At 61.9% G+C, this 16,855-nt stretch carries 14 protein-coding genes; 2 read left to right on the top strand and 12 right to left on the bottom strand.

From position 1 onward, the window contains the following. Window positions 1-3 precede the first annotated feature (3 nt). Complete coding sequence (locus LPB73_RS13640; protein ID WP_089267260.1) at window positions 4-456, bottom strand: hypothetical protein; 453 nt, start codon at window positions 454-456, stop codon at window positions 4-6. A 401-nt stretch (window positions 457-857) separates the two neighbouring features. Here LPB73_RS13640 and LPB73_RS13645 point away from each other — a divergent pair, with 401 nt between their 5' ends. Continuing rightward, a complete protein-coding gene (locus LPB73_RS13645) occupies window positions 858-1,217 on the top strand; it encodes a GrlR family regulatory protein (RefSeq protein WP_089267259.1) in 360 nt (119 codons plus the stop codon). A gap of 9 nt (window positions 1,218-1,226) precedes the next feature. On the opposite strand, the gene LPB73_RS13650 is transcribed toward LPB73_RS13645, so the two are convergent. Next, window positions 1,227-3,908, bottom strand: coding sequence for a PAS domain S-box protein (locus LPB73_RS13650; protein WP_231080865.1), 2,682 nt, complete (start codon window positions 3,906-3,908; stop codon window positions 1,227-1,229). Window positions 3,909-4,010: 102 nt separating this feature from the next. After that, entirely contained in the window at window positions 4,011-6,122 is a 2,112-nt protein-coding gene (locus LPB73_RS13655; RefSeq protein WP_231080866.1) for a PQQ-dependent dehydrogenase, methanol/ethanol family, read from the bottom strand. Window positions 6,123-6,434: 312 nt separating this feature from the next. Here LPB73_RS13655 and LPB73_RS13660 point away from each other — a divergent pair, with 312 nt between their 5' ends. Next, window positions 6,435-8,003 (top strand): long-chain-fatty-acid--CoA ligase, encoded by a 1,569-nt coding sequence (locus tag LPB73_RS13660; protein WP_231080867.1) that lies wholly within the window; start codon window positions 6,435-6,437, stop codon window positions 8,001-8,003. A 140-nt stretch (window positions 8,004-8,143) separates the two neighbouring features. Here LPB73_RS13660 and LPB73_RS13665 read toward each other — a convergent pair whose 3' ends face one another. From LPB73_RS13665 to LPB73_RS13705, 9 genes are all read right to left on the bottom strand, one after another. Then, complete coding sequence (locus LPB73_RS13665) at window positions 8,144-8,944, bottom strand: NUDIX hydrolase (protein ID WP_231080868.1); 801 nt, start codon at window positions 8,942-8,944, stop codon at window positions 8,144-8,146. 161 nt (window positions 8,945-9,105) lie between these two features. Continuing rightward, a complete protein-coding gene (locus LPB73_RS13670) occupies window positions 9,106-10,062 on the bottom strand; it encodes a dihydrodipicolinate synthase family protein (RefSeq protein WP_231080869.1) in 957 nt (318 codons plus the stop codon). Between the two features lie 69 nt (window positions 10,063-10,131). Beyond that, the gene (locus LPB73_RS13675; protein ID WP_231080870.1) at window positions 10,132-10,596 is read right to left on the bottom strand and encodes a GNAT family N-acetyltransferase; all 465 of its coding nucleotides are present in this window, start codon (window positions 10,594-10,596) and stop codon (window positions 10,132-10,134) included. Window positions 10,597-10,600: 4 nt separating this feature from the next. Then, entirely contained in the window at window positions 10,601-11,479 is an 879-nt protein-coding gene (locus LPB73_RS13680) for an SDR family oxidoreductase (protein WP_231080871.1), read from the bottom strand. Window positions 11,480-11,671: 192 nt separating this feature from the next. After that, window positions 11,672-12,532, bottom strand: a complete 861-nt coding sequence (locus LPB73_RS13685) for a MaoC family dehydratase (RefSeq protein ID WP_231080872.1) — start codon at window positions 12,530-12,532, stop codon at window positions 11,672-11,674. A 148-nt stretch (window positions 12,533-12,680) separates the two neighbouring features. Further along, window positions 12,681-13,067, bottom strand: coding sequence for a Zn-ribbon domain-containing OB-fold protein (locus LPB73_RS13690; RefSeq protein ID WP_231080873.1), 387 nt, complete (start codon window positions 13,065-13,067; stop codon window positions 12,681-12,683). Continuing rightward, on the bottom strand, window positions 13,067-14,215 hold the full coding sequence (locus LPB73_RS13695) for a thiolase domain-containing protein (RefSeq protein ID WP_231080874.1): 1,149 nt from the start codon (window positions 14,213-14,215) through the stop codon (window positions 13,067-13,069). Before LPB73_RS13695 ends, LPB73_RS13690 begins: the two co-directional genes overlap by 1 nt. Window positions 14,216-15,245: 1,030 nt before the next feature. Beyond that, on the bottom strand, window positions 15,246-15,683 hold the full coding sequence (locus tag LPB73_RS13700) for a DUF1489 family protein (protein ID WP_116664113.1): 438 nt from the start codon (window positions 15,681-15,683) through the stop codon (window positions 15,246-15,248). Between the two features lie 50 nt (window positions 15,684-15,733). Then, window positions 15,734-16,687 (bottom strand): hypothetical protein, encoded by a 954-nt coding sequence (locus tag LPB73_RS13705; protein ID WP_231080875.1) that lies wholly within the window; start codon window positions 16,685-16,687, stop codon window positions 15,734-15,736. Between the last annotated feature and the right edge of the window lie 168 nt (window positions 16,688-16,855).

The following is a 16,855-nucleotide window of genomic DNA, read 5'->3' on the forward strand; positions in this document are numbered from 1 at the left end:
CAGCTATGTCATGCTACCTGGCATGAAACAACGGATCACTGTGCCGGACGAACCCTGTATTGGCCACACCATGGTGCGACCGACGCGGTTCGGCACCGTGATGACAGCTTCGTCAGGTACGTCGAGCCACATCCCGTCGATCCGCACCTTGTAGTGTCCACTGTTGGATTCCCAATCCACATCGCTGACGGCGCTGCCGTCTGCATCGGAACAACACGGACCCTTGCCGCTGCGCAGACTATCGAACCAGGCTTTCAGATCGGGGCTGGTATTGGCGAATTGTCCGCGATCGCGCGCAGCGACCGATTGCATCAGCGGCACTGATAACAGAACCGCAATACACAAGGTCGGCGCTCCCAGCTTCAGCCAGCCTGCACGACGCCGGACGCGTCGATCGTGAGAGATAGTAGTTGGCGAACACGGCGCGTCGGCGCCGGAAGTCATCCAGTCGCTCATTTGCTTGCTCCAGCCCCGGCCGGCACAATGATGTTCAGGTTTGTCGCGGGCAAAGTACCCGCCTCTTCCGTAGTCACTCACGCAAAGCGCATCATACGACTATCGAAGAACGGCTGCGCTTCAACTTCGCGACAGACGCCCAATCAAACGATAGGCGATTCTCCATTAGCACCGGCAGGCTCTCTTCGCACTGCAGCGAATTTGTGGTGATAACTTCAATGGCAGAGGTATTTAAGAACGCCCTCGTCGCGAAGTGCCAAGGCGGCAAGCGAGCGCACCTGCGTCACTCGGTCTTTCGCTCGTGCACCAACAGCGCCCGCGAATGCGTTGACGTTGGTATACGGTCTTTGCAATACTTCTGATTGCGCAACCAAGGGACGGGTTTGCGCCATCGGGCTATTATGAAGAATGGACTCTACTCGATCCATGTCGAGCTTCTCGACGGGCGTTCAGGCAAGGGCAGCGGTGTTGTAACCTTTCGCGAAGGCGAACTGCTCGGCGGCGACGCGTACCTGTTCTACGTCGGTACCTATGTTCTCAATAAGGAAGCCGGCACCTTCAAGGGCGAGGTTTCCGTCATGCAGCACACGCCCAGCCCTGACATGAGTCCACTGTTCGGTGGCCAGAGCCAACCGGTCGGCATCGGTCTGTCGGGTACTTTCACGGATACGTCGGCGACGATGAACGGCACAGCGCTCGTCGGCAAGCACAGCCAGATATTCCGCGCGACACTGCGCAAGCTTGCGGAATTTCAGCAGTAGCAGCGTCCGCTATTCCGCAGCCATCTCCAGCGGCGCGACGCGCGGCAGGATGATCTGGATGCGCGTTCCCTGCCCCGGATCGGACTGCAGATGCAGACGACCACCGAGGCGGCTGGTGACGATGCTGTAGACGATGTGCAGGCCCAGGCCTGTGCCGCCCTGATCCCGGCGCGTCGTGAAGAACGGGTCGAAAGCACGCCGCCGGACCTCAGGGCTCATTCCGACACCGTTATCCGCGAAAAGAATTTCCACATGATCGTTGCCGGCTTCCTGCACCTTGATCTCGACCGAGCCACCATTGCCATCGGGAAATGCATGAGCGACGGAATTGAGGAACAGATTGGTCAGCACCTGACCATACGGACCCGGATAGCTGTTCATCGTCAGTCCTGGCTTGCAGTCGACCGAAAGCGCCAGCTTCTGTTTTCGTAATCCCGGCTTCAAACTCATCACCACCTGCTCGGTGAGATCGGCGAGATCAAAGACGCGCTGGTCGGAATAATTGCGGTCGGCGGAAACCTGCTTGAACGACTGGATCAACTCAGCCGCGCGATTGAGATTGGCGACCAATTGTGCCGCCGCATCGCGGTTGGATTCGATGAATTCGGTCAGGGTCGAGCGACGCAGTTCGCCGCGCGCAACCTCCTCGCCGAACAGCGCGATCTTGCGTTCCAGCGATGACGCCACGGTCAGGCTGATGCCGACGGGATTATTGACCTCATGGGCCACACCGGCAACCAGCCGCCCAAGCGCCGCGAGCTTCTCCGCCTCGATCAGCGAATTCTGCGTCTCACGCAGATTGCGTAGCGCCGTTTCGGCGGCATCCTTGGCCTTGAGCATCTCCTGCTCGCTGCGCTTGCGCTGGCCGATATCGAGGGCCACGGTCACGATGTTCTGGATATCACCATCGGCCGTCAGCAAAGGCAGCTTGTTGACCAGCCACTGCCGCATCACACCGGCAGCGTCCTTGTACTCTTCCTCGTAGAAACCGAGGCCCTTCCTGGTCGCCAGCACCATCTTGTCAGGCGAGTCGGTCTTCGACGCGCCAAAGCGCAGCATCAACTCGCCAGTGGTTTTCCCGATCGCCTCACCGGGCTCGATGCCGAAAATCCCCGCCATATACCGGTTCATCAAGACGTATCGCAGATCGGTGTCTTTTACGTTGATGACGGCAGGAACGGTATCGATGACCTGCTGCAGCAACCTGCGACCTTCCCTGATCGCGGCTTCGGCATGTTTCTGGTTGGTGATGTCGCGGACTGTTCCCTCATAGCGCACAACCTCGCCATTCTCGTCGCGGACCGCCGTGGCGCTGTCGGACAGCCAGAGGACCGTGTCGTGCCGTTGACGGACCTGATACTCAAATTCGCGCACCATTCCGTCGCTTGCCATGCGCTGCTGATACTCGGCGCGCGCCGCGGGATCGACATAGATGTTGCGCGAGATATCCAGCGTGGCGCGGATCAGGTCTTCCGGTGAATCATACCCCATCATCCGCGCCAGTGCCGGATTGGCATTGAGCAGCGCACCTGCCGGCGTCGTCACATAGATGCCGTCGACGGATCCTTCAAACAGCTTGCGATAACTCTCTTCCGCCAGCCTCTGCTCGGCCAACGCATGCAAGGCCGCCTCGCGCGCGGCATCGGCATCGACCAGCGTCTTGCGGAACACCTCCGCGGCGCGCGCGATGTCACCGATTTCATTCTCCAGATCCATGGCCGGGATCGGCGTGTGCTTGGCGCCACCAGCTAGCGCACGGATCGACTTGGCAATCGCCTTCAGCGGCTTCACGATCCGCCGCACCACGAACAGTGCCGCCAGCAGCCCGACCAGAACGCCCGCCGTGCCAAGGATGATGCTTTGCCATCTTGCCTCGGTCAGCGTGCGCGCGAACTCACGCGACAGCACCCGGCCACGACGGGCGCTAAGCTCGCGCAACAATTCGGTCACCCGCCCGATTAATCGGCCTTCGGCGCCAAGCACATCCCTGTCGAGATCGGCGATCTCGCTCTCGGTTTCCGAGATCGAAATGATTGCATCGGTGTACGCATCGGCGGCCGCACGAAGCGCGGGCGTGCTGATCGGCAGCGCACGCATGCGCTGGGCGGCCTGCTCGGCTCCGATCGGATCGCGCGCCAGCAAAGCCGCCGCGATCTCGTTCTGCGCCCGGAACATGGCCTTGGCGGCATTTGAATTCGTCACATCCGGAACGGCGTTCTCGAATTGCTCGCGGAGCGGCGGGAGCGTCGCCAGCATAGCGGAGCGACGTGCGATCAGCGATGAGACGCGCTCAATCCCTTCGCGGTACTTGGTCAACCGCGCGTCGACACCGTCGATCATGTCGCGCTGCTCGGGCGCAAGCTCGATCCGGGTCTTCTTCAGGAGATCGCCGAGCGCCGTGGCAGCCTGCGAGACCTTTTCCGGCTGTGCATCGGGATCGGTGACGAAATCGCGTGCTGCCAGCCGCAGGCTGATCAGGCGGCGGTCGATGTTTTCGGCCAGATCGCCAACGCTCTGCAGCCGCTCAAGCTCGGCGAAGGTATTGTCGATATGACGGATCGCGACCACGCTGGCGATGCTGGTGATCAGGATCACCGTCAGCACCAGCAGGAACCCGCTGAAGGTCAGCTGGCCGATCGAGAGCGAGGACGATCGGACCCGCTGAAAGAATGCCGTAATGGCAGAGGACATGGTTGTGGGACCGGACTTCAGAGCGTCCCAATATATCCTGACTTCAGCCGCCGGGGGAACATGCTGGACGGCCCGATCGGGCCGAACCGTCCAGCATGGTGTTTATTTCGGCCGTATCGCGTCGGCTGTACCCTGGATGAAGGCCTGGATCTTGACCACATCCGCTTCCGTGAGCTTGCCGGTAAAATCAGGCATGCCCTTGTCCTTGAATGGCCCGTTGAACACGATGTCCTTCAGGTTGGTGATGGTCTCGGTGGAGACATAGCCCAGGTTGGGCACATTGCCGCCCTTATCCACGCCGGGCACGCCGTGGCAGGTCGCACAGGCATTAACGTAGATCGAAGTCCCCTCCGGCACGTGAGCGGGATCGTATTTGACCCCGGTCAGCAGATTGCCGATCTGGTACTTGGTAAAGGCTGGCAACGGCGCCTTGCCGCCAATGGCGAAGGTGTAGACCGTGCCGGGCGCCTCGCGATCGGTGGCGCGCTGGGTGATGCCGAATACGCCGCCCCACCCGACCGCCACCGACACGTATTGCACGCCATCGACCACATAGGTCGCAGGCGCCGCAACCACGCCGGTGCCGACGGGCGTCTCCCAGAGTTTCTCGCCTGTTTTGGCGTTATAGGCGATGAAGCGGCCATCGGCGGAGCCCTGGAACACGAGATTGCCGGCCGTCGTGAGCGTGCCGCCATTCCAGGGCGCGATGTATTCAGCGCGCCACGCTTCCTTCTGCTTCACCGGATCCCACGCAATCAGGCGACCGAATGGCGGGTTCTTCGGCGGCTCGGCATTGAGCGAGAAGCCGACATTCCAGCCCGTGGTACCGCCGAACTTGTTCGAGCCCTGCGCATTCTGCACCAGCGCCTTCTCGCCCGTGAGGTTCAAAGGCACACCCTGCGCCGGCAGATAGACCAGCCCGGTTTGCGGATTGAACGACATCGGATGCCAGTTATGGGCACCGAACGGTCCGGGAATGCTGTCGAAGGATTTGTCCGGCGAGCGGGCTTCCGGCACCTCGATCGGTCTTCCGCTGGCGTCGTAGCCGGTGGCCCAGTTTACATCGACAAAGTTCTTGGCAGAGATGAACTTGCCGTTGGTGCGATCGATGACGAAGAAGAAGCCATTCTTCGGCGCGTGAAGCACCACCTTGCGCGGTGCGCCGTCGATGGTGAGATCGGCCAGGATCATCGGCTGCGTCGAGGTATAGTCCCAGTTGTCGCCGGGCGTTTCCTGATAGTGCCAGAGATATTTCCCGGTATCGGCATTCAGCGCGACGATGGAGCCGAGATAGAGATTATCGCCGCCTCCCGGACTGCGCAGATTGCGATTCCACGGCGAGCCGTTGCCGGTGCCGATATAGACCATGTTCAGGTCGGGATCGAAGGTGATCGTATCCCAGGCCGAGCCGCCGCCGCCATTGACCCAGTATTTGCCGGCCGGATCCCAGGTCTTCGCCGCGGCAGCCATCGAGTCGTCCTCGAACGGCTTGGCCGGATCGCCGGGCACCGTGAACCAGCGCCATGCCTGATTGCCGGTCTCAGCGTCATAGGCCGTAACGTAACCGCGCACGCCATATTCGGCGCCACCATTGCCGATGACGACCTTGCCGTTGAACACGCGCGGCGCGCCGGTGATCGTATAGGACATCTTGCGGTCGATGACGGTGTCCTTCTCCCAGACCTTCGTGCCGGTCGCGGCATCCAGTGCGACCAGCCGGCCGTCATAAGCCCCCACGAACACCTTGCCCTTGTAAAGCGCGACGCCGCGATTCACGACATCGCAGCAGCCACGATAGCCCTTCTCGCGATCTACGCCGGGATCGAAGGTCCATAGCCGCTTGCCGGTCCGGGTATCGACGGCATGCACCACGCTCCATGGCGCCGACACATACATGATGCCGTCCACCACAAGCGGCGTCGCTTCGACGCCGCGGATGGATTCCAGATTGTAGGTCCACATCAGGCCGATATCTTTGACGTTCTCGGCGGTGATCTGATTGAGCTTGCTGAAGCGCGTCTCGGCATAATCGAGGCCGTAAGTCGGCCAATCCTTGGACGTCGCCGTATTGGCCGTGATCGCTGCACTATCAATTGCCGATGTAACCGCTTTGATATGATCCGGTGTGCCCTTCGTCTGTGCGTTGGCGGCACCGCCTAACAACGTCGCGCCAAGCGCTGCTGCGATGGATGTTCGGAGCCAACGGCGCAGCATTGTATGTGAGTTAAGTGTCCCGTTGAAAAATGGACGCAAGGGCGCGCCCCGACGAGCAAGCTGTCTCATGCATTTCACTCCCAATGGCCTCTGGCGGGCCTGTCGCGATGTTACGCGCAGGAGTTGAATCGTCAACAGATGAGAACAGTTCCAGATTTTTCTCTGACGTGTTTTGCATCGCAAAGCTCGCGGAGATCTTTTGAACCATCTGGCGAGATATAAGCGATCAACCGCGCTTGCCCGCCCCTCACCCATCGCTATGATCGCACGACAGAGATGCACGCAGCATCCGCAATACCGAGGGGAAGCGCCATGAACATCACGCAGGGCTTGCGCCGTGCGCTGCAAACCAGCCCGCAGACGATAGCCACCATCGACGGCGACCGCCGCCGAACATGGCGCGAGGTTGGTGACCGTGTTGCCCGCCTTGCGGGTGCGCTGCAAAAGCTTGGCGTCAAGCACGGCGACCGCGTGGCGGTGCTGATGCTGAACTCCGACCGCTATCTCGAACTCTATCTGGGTATCGCCTGGGCCGGCGCTGTGATCGTGCCGACCAATGTGCGCTGGAGCCAGGCCGAAATTCTCGACTCCCTGCTCGACTGCCGTGCCACGGCGCTTGTCGTCGACAGCGCCTTCGCCGCCATGGGCGTCGAACTTGCCAAAGCGATGCCACTCACGCTGGTCTATGCGGACGACGAAAAAGGTCCCGCGGAAGCGCACAACTACGATGAGCTGGTCCAATCGACAGAACCCGTGCTGGATGCGATGCGGACACGCGAGGATCTCGCGGGTATCTTTTACACCGGCGGCACCACAGGCCGTTCCAAAGGCGTGATGCTGAGCCACGGCAATATCATGAGCAACTCGCTGCACATGATGAGCGAAGGCCTGCTGCCTTACGGCTCGGTCTATCTCAACGCCGCACCGATGTTTCACGTCGCCAATGGCGGCGTGATGTTCACCTCGCTGGCCTCTGGCGGCACCAATGTCATCGTCCGGATGTTCAATCCGGAGTTGGTAATGCAGACCATCGCCCGCGAGAAAGTATCGGCGACGTTGATCGTCCCGACCATGATCCAGATGCTGGTCGATCACCCCGCTTTCGCGACCGCCGATCTGTCATCGCTGAAAATCATGATGTATGGCGCCTCGCCGATCAACGACGCGCTGCTGAAGCGTGCGATGGCCGGCATGCCGGGCACCGAATTCCATCAGCTCTATGGCATGACCGAACTGTCGCCGCTGGCGACGCACCTGCCGTGGGATCAACATTTCGGCGAGGAAGCCACCGCCAAGAACCGTCAACGCGCCTGTGGCCGCGCGGCGATCGGCTGCGAGGCGCGTATCGTCGACGCCAATCGCAAGCCTGTGCCGAATGGTGAAGTCGGCGAGGTCGCGGTCCGCGGCCAGCACGTCATGATGGGCTATTGGGAGCGACCGGAGGAAACCGCCAAGGCCGTGATCGATGGCTGGATGCATACAGGCGACGGCGGCTACATGGACGATGAAGGTTACATCTATCTCGTCGACCGGATGAAGGACATGATCATCTCAGGCGGCGAGAACGTCTATTCCACCGAGGTCGAGAACGTCGTTGCTCAACATCCGGCCGTGGCGCAATGCGCCGTGATCGGCATTCCAGATCCGCAATGGGGCGAGACCGTGCATGCGTTCGTCATTCCGAAGCCCGGTGCGAGTGTCAATGCAGCCGAGATCATCGCCTTCTGCAAGGAGAAGATCGCCGGCTACAAGTGCCCGCGCAGCGTGGACGTGCGCAACGAACCGTTCCCGCTGTCGGGTGCAGGCAAGGTGCTGAAACGCGAGTTGCGGCGGCCATTCTGGGAGAACGCCGCAGCAGCGCCGCAAGCCAGGGCGGGATAGTCAACAAGCCCATCAACATACTCTGTCATGGCTGGGCTTGTCCCGGCCATCCACGTCTTCCTTCTGACGACGCCAAAGACGTGGATGCCCGGCACAAGGCCGGGCATGACGGAGAGAACTGCGTAAGCCGTGTCTGACTGTTACGGCGCGCCGGTCAGTTCGAATACCTCGCCATCGTAGCCCGCCTCAAGCGGAATCCGCAACTGGCGCTTGTCGCCATCCTTGGTGACGATCGGCGTCACGCTGACGATGGTGCTGCGCTTGGCATCATCCAGCGCTGCGCCGACGCTCTCCTGTTTTCCGAGCTTGATCAGATTGCGCGTGGTCGGGAACGGCAGCGTGAAACGGCCCGATGCGCCACCCTCCAAAGCTTCGCGTGGCGACAGCCAGATCGAGTCGGTGGACTCCTTGCCGTCATGCATGCCGACCTGCTCGGGCGGCGCCTCGGCGAGGAAGAACCATGTGTCGAACCGCTTCTTCATGCCCTCCGGCGTGATCCAGTGCGCATATGGCACGAGCAGATCGAGCGCGAGTTCGAGATCGTTCTCGGCGATGATATCGGCGAATTTGACCTTGCCCTCGTTCAGCGCGTCGCGATGCTGATCGGCGATGGCGCTCGCCTTCGTCGCGGCGATCAGGTCGTTAGAGCCGCGCGGCCGCGCCAACAGGATGCGGCTTTCCTCGAAAGTTTCGCGGATCGCGGCGATTTTGAAAGCCAGCATATCGGGATCGAGACCGTCACCGCCGCTATAGAGCTCGGACTGTGTGCCGATCTCGCGATCTCCGGCATCGACGCTGCCGCCGGGAAACACCAGCGCACCCGATGCGAATTCGATCTGATAGTGCCGCACCATCATGAAAACGTCGATGGCGTCGGTTGCCCCCTTGCGCAGCAGGAGAATGGTGGACGCAGGACGCACAACGCCGGGCTCGCTTGGCATTCAGTTTCTCCCTGATCGGCATTCTGTGATGCCTGTTGTGCCGGCGATCGCCGACCTCTCGTTTGTCATGCCCGGACTTGATCCGGGCATCCATCTTTTACTTGGCAACCCTGAAGATGGATGGCCGGGTCAAGCCCGGCCATGACACTTCTGGGGAGTTATTAACCCGCAGCGCTCGACTGCGGTGCGATATTCGCGCGTTTGTCGTAGCGCGCGACGCGCGAGAGGAGATAATCGACCTCCGCCTTCGCCTGCGCCGTGATCGCCACACCCGGCTTGCGCTGCGCGCTTGATGCAATAACGCCGCGCTTCTGCAGTACATATTTCCGGACCGCGAGGCCGATGCCGAGCTGCTGCTCGTAGCGGATCAGCGGCAGATGAGCGTCGAACAGATCATGTGCCTTGTCGCGCTCGCCCTTCTTCTGGAGATTGACGACGTCGATCAACAGCTCAGGGAAAGCATAACCCGTCATCGCGCCATCAGCGCCGCGTTCCATTTCGAAATCCAGGAACACGCCGCCATTGCCGGTGAGGATCGAGGTTTCGCGCAGGCTGCCGTCCTTCTGGAAGTTGCGCAGCGCGGTGATCTTCTCGAGGCCCGGCCAGTCCTCGTGCTTCAGCATCACGCAGGACTTGGAGTCCATGATGATCTTGCGGATCACGGCGGGGGTCATCACCACGGTGAGGGTCAGCGGATAATCCTGCAGTACCCACGGCACGTCATCGCCAATGGCATCCACCGCCTGCTTGAAATAGTTGGTGATCTGGTCGTCGGTGCGCAGATGCGGCGGCGGGGCGATCATGACGCCGGCAGCCCCCGCATCCATCGACTTCAGCGCCAGCGAACGCATGGCGGCGAAACCGGGCGCGGACACGCCGACGATGATCTGCATCTTGTCGCCGGCGCGCTTGATGAAGCGGGTTGCCACGGCCTCGGACTCGGCCCCCTCCAGCTTCGGCGCCTCGCCCATGATGCCGAGCACGGTCACACCGTTGCAGCCGACCTGGGCATAGAAATCCGTCAGGCCGTCGATCGATTTGTCGTCGATGCGGCCGTCGTCGAGGAACGGGGTCGGTGCGATGGCGAAGGTGCCTGCGGCTTTGGACGTCAGTCTCATGGTTACTCTCTGGATATTGGCGCTTGGAACGGACATTCTGGCCGGACACTATCATCCATCAACAAGGCTTCAAAGTGCGAGAGACAGCTTCGGAATGCATCGCCCCGGTATCGAGCCGGACGCGACCGTTCCCGCATCCACCGCACCCTCACGGCGGTAAAACCCGGCTGCGCCCGGATCAGCCTCAATGATCATGACCACGGCACCCACTTGGCGCGCTGCTGCCTTTGCCCAGTCCAGCAGGATGCGCCCTGCTCCCGATCGCAGTTGATCCGGCTCGACGAACAGTCTGTCGAGCTGGGCGACTTCGCCCGCGATCCCGACCTGAACCATGCCGATCACGCGTCCGTCGCGGACGGCGACCTGAAGTAGCGAGCTGCCAAAAGTCTCAGGCGTCAGCGTGAGTTCATCACGGCACGCCGCCATGAAGGCAGCGTCATAGCCCCAGACGGCCTTGGAGCGCAGGCAGAGTTCGGTCAGCGCTGCGGCCTCGTCGGGATGCGCTGCGCGCAGCGTGAGCATCCCTGAGGTCATGGACCTAGAACCGCCGCGCGCCGTGTTTGGTATCTTCCTCCGAGAAGAAGATCTCGCCGGCATGGGTCACCACGTCCTGCGCACTCCAGCCGTCATGGGGCGGTTTCCAGCCTTCCATTTCCATCATCTTCATCTCGCGGACGCCGCGCGGGCCGGACACGCCGAGCACCTTGCCGGTCTGGCTGCCGGAGAGATCGCTGACCATGTAGAGCACCGCCGGCGCGATACCGTCCGGACCCAGCGCCGCGCCGGGATTTTCGATATAGCGCGGCAGGTCCGCGGTCATCCGCGTCAGCGCGCCCGGCGCCAGCGTCCAGACACGGATATTGTATTTACGCCCCTCGATGGCCAGCACATTGGACAAGCCCCAGATGCCGCCTTTGGCCGCGCCGTAATTGCTTTGGCCGAAATTGCCGATCAGGCCGGAAGTCGAGGACGTGTTGACGATGACACCGCCGCCGTTTTCCTTCATCCATTTGAAGGCCGGCTGGGTGACGCAGAATGTGCCTTTGAGATGCACCTTCATCACCTTGTCCCACGCCGCCTCGGACGCCTTGGCGAAGGTCTGGTCGAGCAGGATGCCGGCATTGTTGACGAGGATGTCGACCTTGCCGAACGCCTTGATGGCATCGTCGAACACCGACTGGCCGCCTGATATGGTCGAGATGTCGGCGCCATTGGCGACGGCCTTGCCGCCTTCCTTCTTGATGGCGTCGACGACCTGCTGCGCCATGGAGAGATCGGAGCCGGAGCCGTCGCGCGGGCCGCCAAGGTCGTTGACCACGACGGATGCGCCTTCGCGTGCGAACAGTTTTGCGTAGGCTTCACCGAGGCCGCCGCCGGCGCCTGTGATGATGGCAACCTTGCCGTCGAGAAGACCCATGACGTTCTCCCTGCGTGGTTTTTTGTCTTCTACTACGCAATCGACGTTGCGTTTGTTTTGTCGTCCCCGCGAAGGCGGGGACCCATACACGCCGTAGCGCTAGTTGAAGCGAGGTCGTGGTGGCTCCGCCGTTTCGACCGCGCTGCCTGAGGCTATGGGTCCCCGCCTTCGCGGGGACGACAGCCGAGAGGTTTAAGCCAGCACCGTCCTGCCGCTCTTGATCACAGTGACGCCGCGTTCTTTCACTTTCGCCTCGAACGACACCACGTTGCCGTCCTTCCACATCTCCATGGTGACAGTCTCGCCCGGATAAACCGGCGACGAGAAGCGCACTGCGTGCTGCTTGAAGGCCGATGGATCGTAGTCGGCATAGGTCTGCAACACGCCGCGGCAGGTGATGCCGTAGGTGCACATGCCATGCAGGATCGGACGCGGGAAGCCGGCGCGCTTGGCGAATTCGGGGTCCGAATGCAGCGGGTTGCGGTCGCCGCAGAGGCGATAGATCAGCGCCTGATCGGGCCGCGTGGTGATATCGACGGTTTTGTCCGGCGCGCGCTTCGGCATCGCATGCGGCTCGGGCTGGCCCTCGGACTTGCCGCCGAAGCCGCCATCGCCGCGGGCGAAACGTGAGGCTACCAAAGTCGCCAGCGCTTCACCGGCTTCATCGCGCAGGATTGTCTGATGCAGGATCACGGCGCCCTTGTCGGCGCCCTTGTCGAACACGCCGAGCACGCTGCTATCGGCGGTGATCTTCGCCGCCACCGGCAGCGGCTTGTGGAAGGTGATGTCGCGCTCGCCATCGACGACAAGCAGCTTGTTGAGACCCATCTCGCCCGGGCCCGAGCCCCATGCAGCAACCGATGCATAGGTCGGCACGACTTTCAGCGGACGCCGCGTGTAGGTGCCCTCGTTGACGAAAGCCAGTTCCTTCTCGCCCATCGGATCGGCGCCCATGCCGATGCCATAGGCGTAGAGCATCACTTCGCGATCGGTCCAGGCATACTTCTGGCCGATGTTCTTCATCGCCATCAGGGCTTCGTAGTTGATGGGCATTAGCTCTCGCTCCCAAAATTCTTGTTCGTTGTTTTGATTTCTCTCCGACTGTCATCGCCCGGCTTGACCGGGCGATCCAGTACACACAGGCCTTTCGGCGTTTACTGGATCACCCGCTTTCGCGGGTGATGACAGTTTGAGTGTGTCGCTACGCCGGCGTGAAGAACGGCAGCGGTGCGCCGTCGGTGGGCTTCCACACCAGCTTCACCTTCTGGCCGATCTTCAGACTGCCCGGATCGCAATCGACGATGTTGGTCTGCACCGAGGGGCCTTCCTTCAGCGTCACATAGGCGATCACGTAAGGACCGGTCGCCGACTTGCGCATGTGGCTGTAGGTGTAGATCTCGCCCTCGCCCGATGACTGTTCCCATTCGGTCTTGTCGGAGAAACAGAACGGGCAGATCGCGCGCGGGAAGAAATGCGCTTCGCCGCAGGTCGTGCAGCGCTTGATCATGAACTTGCCGTCCTTGGCCGCATCCCAGAACGGCTGCGATTCAGGATTGCCGGCGGGGGTCGGATACTTGGCTTCAGTCATTACACGCGCTCCAGAATAGCGGTCGATGCGGCGTGACGCACGCCGAGCAGGCCTCCGGTGCCATGCGCGATCGCCAGATCGCAATTCGGCACCTGCACCTTGGGATGGGCTTCGCCGCGCAGCTGGCGCACGGCTTCGAGGATCTTGGTCATGCCACCGCGATTGACGGGATGATTGCTGCAGAGGCCGCCGCCATCGGTGTTGAACGGCAGCTTGCCGACGCCCGAGATCAGGTTGCCGTCGGAGACGAACTTGCCGCCGTCGCCCTTCTTGCAGAAGCCGAGGTCTTCGAGCTGCATCAACACGGTGATGGTGAAGCTGTCGTAGATGGACGCATACTTCATGTCCTTCGGCGTCACGCCCGCTTCCTCGAACGCACGCGGACCGGACCACACACCGGCCGAGTAAGTGAGGTCGAGATCCTTGCCGCCGCGCGGACCCTTCATGGCTTCGCCGTGACCGATCAGGCGGACCAGCGGCTTCTTCAGGCTCTTGGCGATTTCCGGCGTGGTGACGATCATGGCGCCGCCGCCGTCACTGACGACGCAGCAATCCATGCGGTGCAGCGGATCGGAGATCATCGGCGAGTTCAGCACGTCCTCGACGGTGACGACGTCCTTGAGCATCGCGTGCGGGTTGTACTGCGCGTGATGCGAGGCTGCGACCTTGATCCAGGCGAGTTGTTCGCTGGTCGTCCCGTAGTCGTGCATGTGACGCATGGCACACATGCCATAGGCATTGTGCGTGGTCGCACCGTAAGCGGTCTCGAAATCGGCTTCGGCGCCCTGCAGACGCGGCGGCATCGCGCCGGTGCGCGGCTTGCCGGCCAGTGTGACGAGTGCGATCGAGCACTTGCCCGCAGCGATCGCCTGCGCGGCATGGCCGAGATGGATGATGTAGGAGCAGCCGCCGGTCTCGGTTGAATCGACGTGACGCGGCTTGAGGCCGAGATAGTCGACCATCGGCCACAGGCCCCCTTGCGCATCGCCCGCGCAGAAATAGCCGTCGACGTCCTTGTGCGTGAGACCTGCATCCTCGAGCGCGCCCTTGGCGACTTCGGCATGCAACTGCGCGATGGATTTGTCCGGCGCATGCCGGGTCGGGTGTTCGTAGATGCCGGCGATATATGCCTTGCCCTTGATGCTCAAACGTCTCTCCGATTGGTGTTTCGTCCCAGTTCAGTTTTTTGTGACCTTTCACGGCAGCCTTGGCAAGCGACAACATTTCACGCTGCGGACGTGAATTTCACAGAGCGGAATGGATGCAACACAGCCGGGGAGCTTTTTCGCAGTGATTTAGCTGTTTACCAATCTGGTCAGCGGAGCTCTCACAAAAGCGGAGGTCAGGATTTCCGGAAGTGGTGGGCTGGACGGTGCCGACGACAGTGCGCGTTACGCGCAGGCCGCGACGTTCAATGCGGATTCAACTGTCAAACAGCCACTGCTCTGCAGACATGCGTCATCGCCCCCATTGTTTGCGGCGCGGGGGCGCCGTCGTGTTTTGCATTCCCACCCTCTTGTGAGAGGGCGTGCGGAACGCCGGGTGCCCGTTGCACCCTTGGGCCTGATGCGAATGCGGTCTTCCGCAATTTAAAGTGCATCAGGACTTTCGGAGGCGTCAGGCAAGTGCCCGACGTTCCGCCTGCGGTGTTTTTTCGGTTGCTTGCACTTTGCCTCGACGAACGCTCCGATCGCGAATTAAAGTCCCAAGGCGATGGGAAGGGAGCCTCAAGCGAGTAAGCCGAACGCGTTTCGATTTGGTCGTCCGTCACACTGTCCAGGGCTCTTTCCATCCCAAGGTCGGCCGTCTCCTTGCCAGTGGCAGTGCTGGCGCAGATCCGTCCTGCCCGAAGACAGACGTTCCCCATGAACCGCGTGACGCCGCATCTCCGGCGTCCACCGCATCCCACCCCGCGAACGTGACGATCGCGATCGCCCCTCTCGGTGGGGCAGGACGGAGGGGAATATAAACCGAATAGGTATATTGTCAACGTGAGATAGAAAAAATGTTTAGCGTCTTCCAACCCCACACTCGTCATTCCGGGGCGTGGCCGGCACTTGCCGGACACGAACCCGGAATCCCGACATGGGAGTCTCCGATCGCGCAAAACACTTTGGGATTCCGGGCTCATTCCGGTCCGCTGCGCGGCCCGGCCTGCCCCGGAATGACGATTGTGGACTACAGCAGCCCCAGTTCCCGCAGTTCGCGCCGCATCGGCTCCGGCATTGCCTCGATACTCGCGGCAGCCTTGCCGAGATCCGGCGGGGCGTCCTTGTCGGTGAGATAGCGCCAGCCCTGGAACGGGCGCAGCGGGCGCGGCGCGACCGTGACCGGTTTCGGCTGCATCACCAGGCGACAGCGATTGATACCGTCGCTGTCGCGGAACGGTTCGATCGCAAGAATCTTTTCGCGCAAGGCGATCTCGCCCTTGATCACCCAATAGAGCGAACCGCCATCGAGCAGTTCGGCATCGCGTTTCGGCACCATGCGGGTGATGTGGATGTGATGCTGGGGTGCGCCGCGCGCTTTTGCTGCGCGCATCCGTTCAGAGAGATAGCTCTTGAAATCCGCGATGGATTCGCAGCCAACGGCGAGCTTGATGAGATGCAGGGGCATGGGTCAGAAATCGGCAGTGCGACGCGGTTTTACAAGGCGTTATCCACCGCTCAGTTATCGGCCGGCGGAGCCTCCGGTGCAAGCTGCACGGGCGCTGGGGCGGCAGGCGCCTGTGGACGAGCGGCGGTCTTCGGTGCGGGCTGCTTCTTCGCGGCAGCAGGTGGCGGCGTTGCCGCCGCGGCGCGCGGTGCAGGCGCCTGCGCATTGGCGGCCGCCGGTGGCTTCACGGGCGTTTCCGTCATGATCGAGATCGGCGGGATCGAGGACGAGGACGGGAAATCGGCCGTGGTCGGCTTGCCGGTCGGAACCGACGCCGGTAATCCGGCCAGCGCGCCTGTCGCAGCGGCCGCAGCCGCAGGCGGCGCGTTCCAGCCGGGCGCATAGCGCGTCACGAGGCCCTCATAGGTCCGCTCTTCCATATTCGCAGCAATCCGCTTGCGATCGGTCAGCGCGGCATAGGCAGCGCAGCTCTCCGGCATGCAGCGATCGCGCGATTGCAGCACATAGGCGATCAGGCCGTAGCGATCGCGCTCGATCGCGCGGCGCAGCCCCGCCAGTTCAGGCGTCATGGATTTATTCGCTGCGGCGACATCGCCATACGACGTCAAACGATTGATCTGCGCAGCCGAGGCCGATACGGCAGCCGCCACCGAATCCGCCGAGCCAAACAGCACCTTCTCGCAGCCCGCGAGCACCATATCGCCGGCGAGATCGTCGAGGCAGGACAGCGCCGGCAGCGAGGCATTCACCTGAGGCATTGCAACGACGGCGTGCGATGCGTCCTGCCCTGCGGTTTCGGATTTGCGCAGCGTCGCCGCAGCAGCAACGCCGATCGCCAGCAGCGTGATCACGGTCAGCGCACCATTGGCGACGGACTTCTCGGCGCGCAGCAGCGTTGCCAGCACGATCAGGGCGAAGAAGATGGAGGCAGCCAGCGCGAGCCACATCGGGAGCGTCGGCGCGCGCCAGATTTGATCGAGCGAATTCGCCCATACCCCGTTCATCGAGTCGTCCCCGCATATGTGGAAGCCATACTTCCGAAGAAAATGCTTCCAAAGAAAGTCGGGCTGCCATGAACCCGCAATATGCGGTTGTTATGGCACGGCCCCGGTCATGACGAAATCGTGGCGGCGCGGGCCTGGATTCTGATGAAATCAGAACCTTGGCCCGAT

It is taken from the genome of Tardiphaga sp. 37S4, from assembly GCF_021044645.1.
GTDB lineage: Bacteria > Pseudomonadota > Alphaproteobacteria > Rhizobiales > Xanthobacteraceae > Tardiphaga > Tardiphaga robiniae.

Excerpts from the sequence above, each read along its gene's own strand:
- LPB73_RS13665 (WP_231080868.1), bottom strand. The coding sequence starts at position 8,944 with ATGCCAAGCGAGCCCGGCGTTGTGCGTCCTGCGTCCACCATTCTCCTG.
- LPB73_RS13700 (WP_116664113.1), bottom strand. The coding sequence starts at position 15,683 with ATGCCCCTGCATCTCATCAAGCTCGCCGTTGGCTGCGAATCCATCGCG.
- LPB73_RS13655 (WP_231080866.1), bottom strand. The coding sequence starts at position 6,122 with ATGCTGCGCCGTTGGCTCCGAACATCCATCGCAGCAGCGCTTGGCGCG.
- LPB73_RS13670 (WP_231080869.1), bottom strand. The coding sequence starts at position 10,062 with ATGAGACTGACGTCCAAAGCCGCAGGCACCTTCGCCATCGCACCGACC.
- LPB73_RS13690 (WP_231080873.1), bottom strand. The coding sequence starts at position 13,067 with ATGACTGAAGCCAAGTATCCGACCCCCGCCGGCAATCCTGAATCGCAG.
- LPB73_RS13645 (WP_089267259.1), top strand. The coding sequence starts at position 858 with ATGAAGAATGGACTCTACTCGATCCATGTCGAGCTTCTCGACGGGCGT.
- LPB73_RS13705 (WP_231080875.1), bottom strand. The coding sequence starts at position 16,687 with ATGAACGGGGTATGGGCGAATTCGCTCGATCAAATCTGGCGCGCGCCG.
- LPB73_RS13675 (WP_231080870.1), bottom strand. The coding sequence starts at position 10,596 with ATGACCTCAGGGATGCTCACGCTGCGCGCAGCGCATCCCGACGAGGCC.
- LPB73_RS13660 (WP_231080867.1), top strand. The coding sequence starts at position 6,435 with ATGAACATCACGCAGGGCTTGCGCCGTGCGCTGCAAACCAGCCCGCAG.
- LPB73_RS13680 (WP_231080871.1), bottom strand. The coding sequence starts at position 11,479 with ATGGGTCTTCTCGACGGCAAGGTTGCCATCATCACAGGCGCCGGCGGC.
- LPB73_RS13650 (WP_231080865.1), bottom strand. The coding sequence starts at position 3,908 with ATGTCCTCTGCCATTACGGCATTCTTTCAGCGGGTCCGATCGTCCTCG.
- LPB73_RS13640 (WP_089267260.1), bottom strand. The coding sequence starts at position 456 with ATGAGCGACTGGATGACTTCCGGCGCCGACGCGCCGTGTTCGCCAACT.
- LPB73_RS13685 (WP_231080872.1), bottom strand. The coding sequence starts at position 12,532 with ATGCCCATCAACTACGAAGCCCTGATGGCGATGAAGAACATCGGCCAG.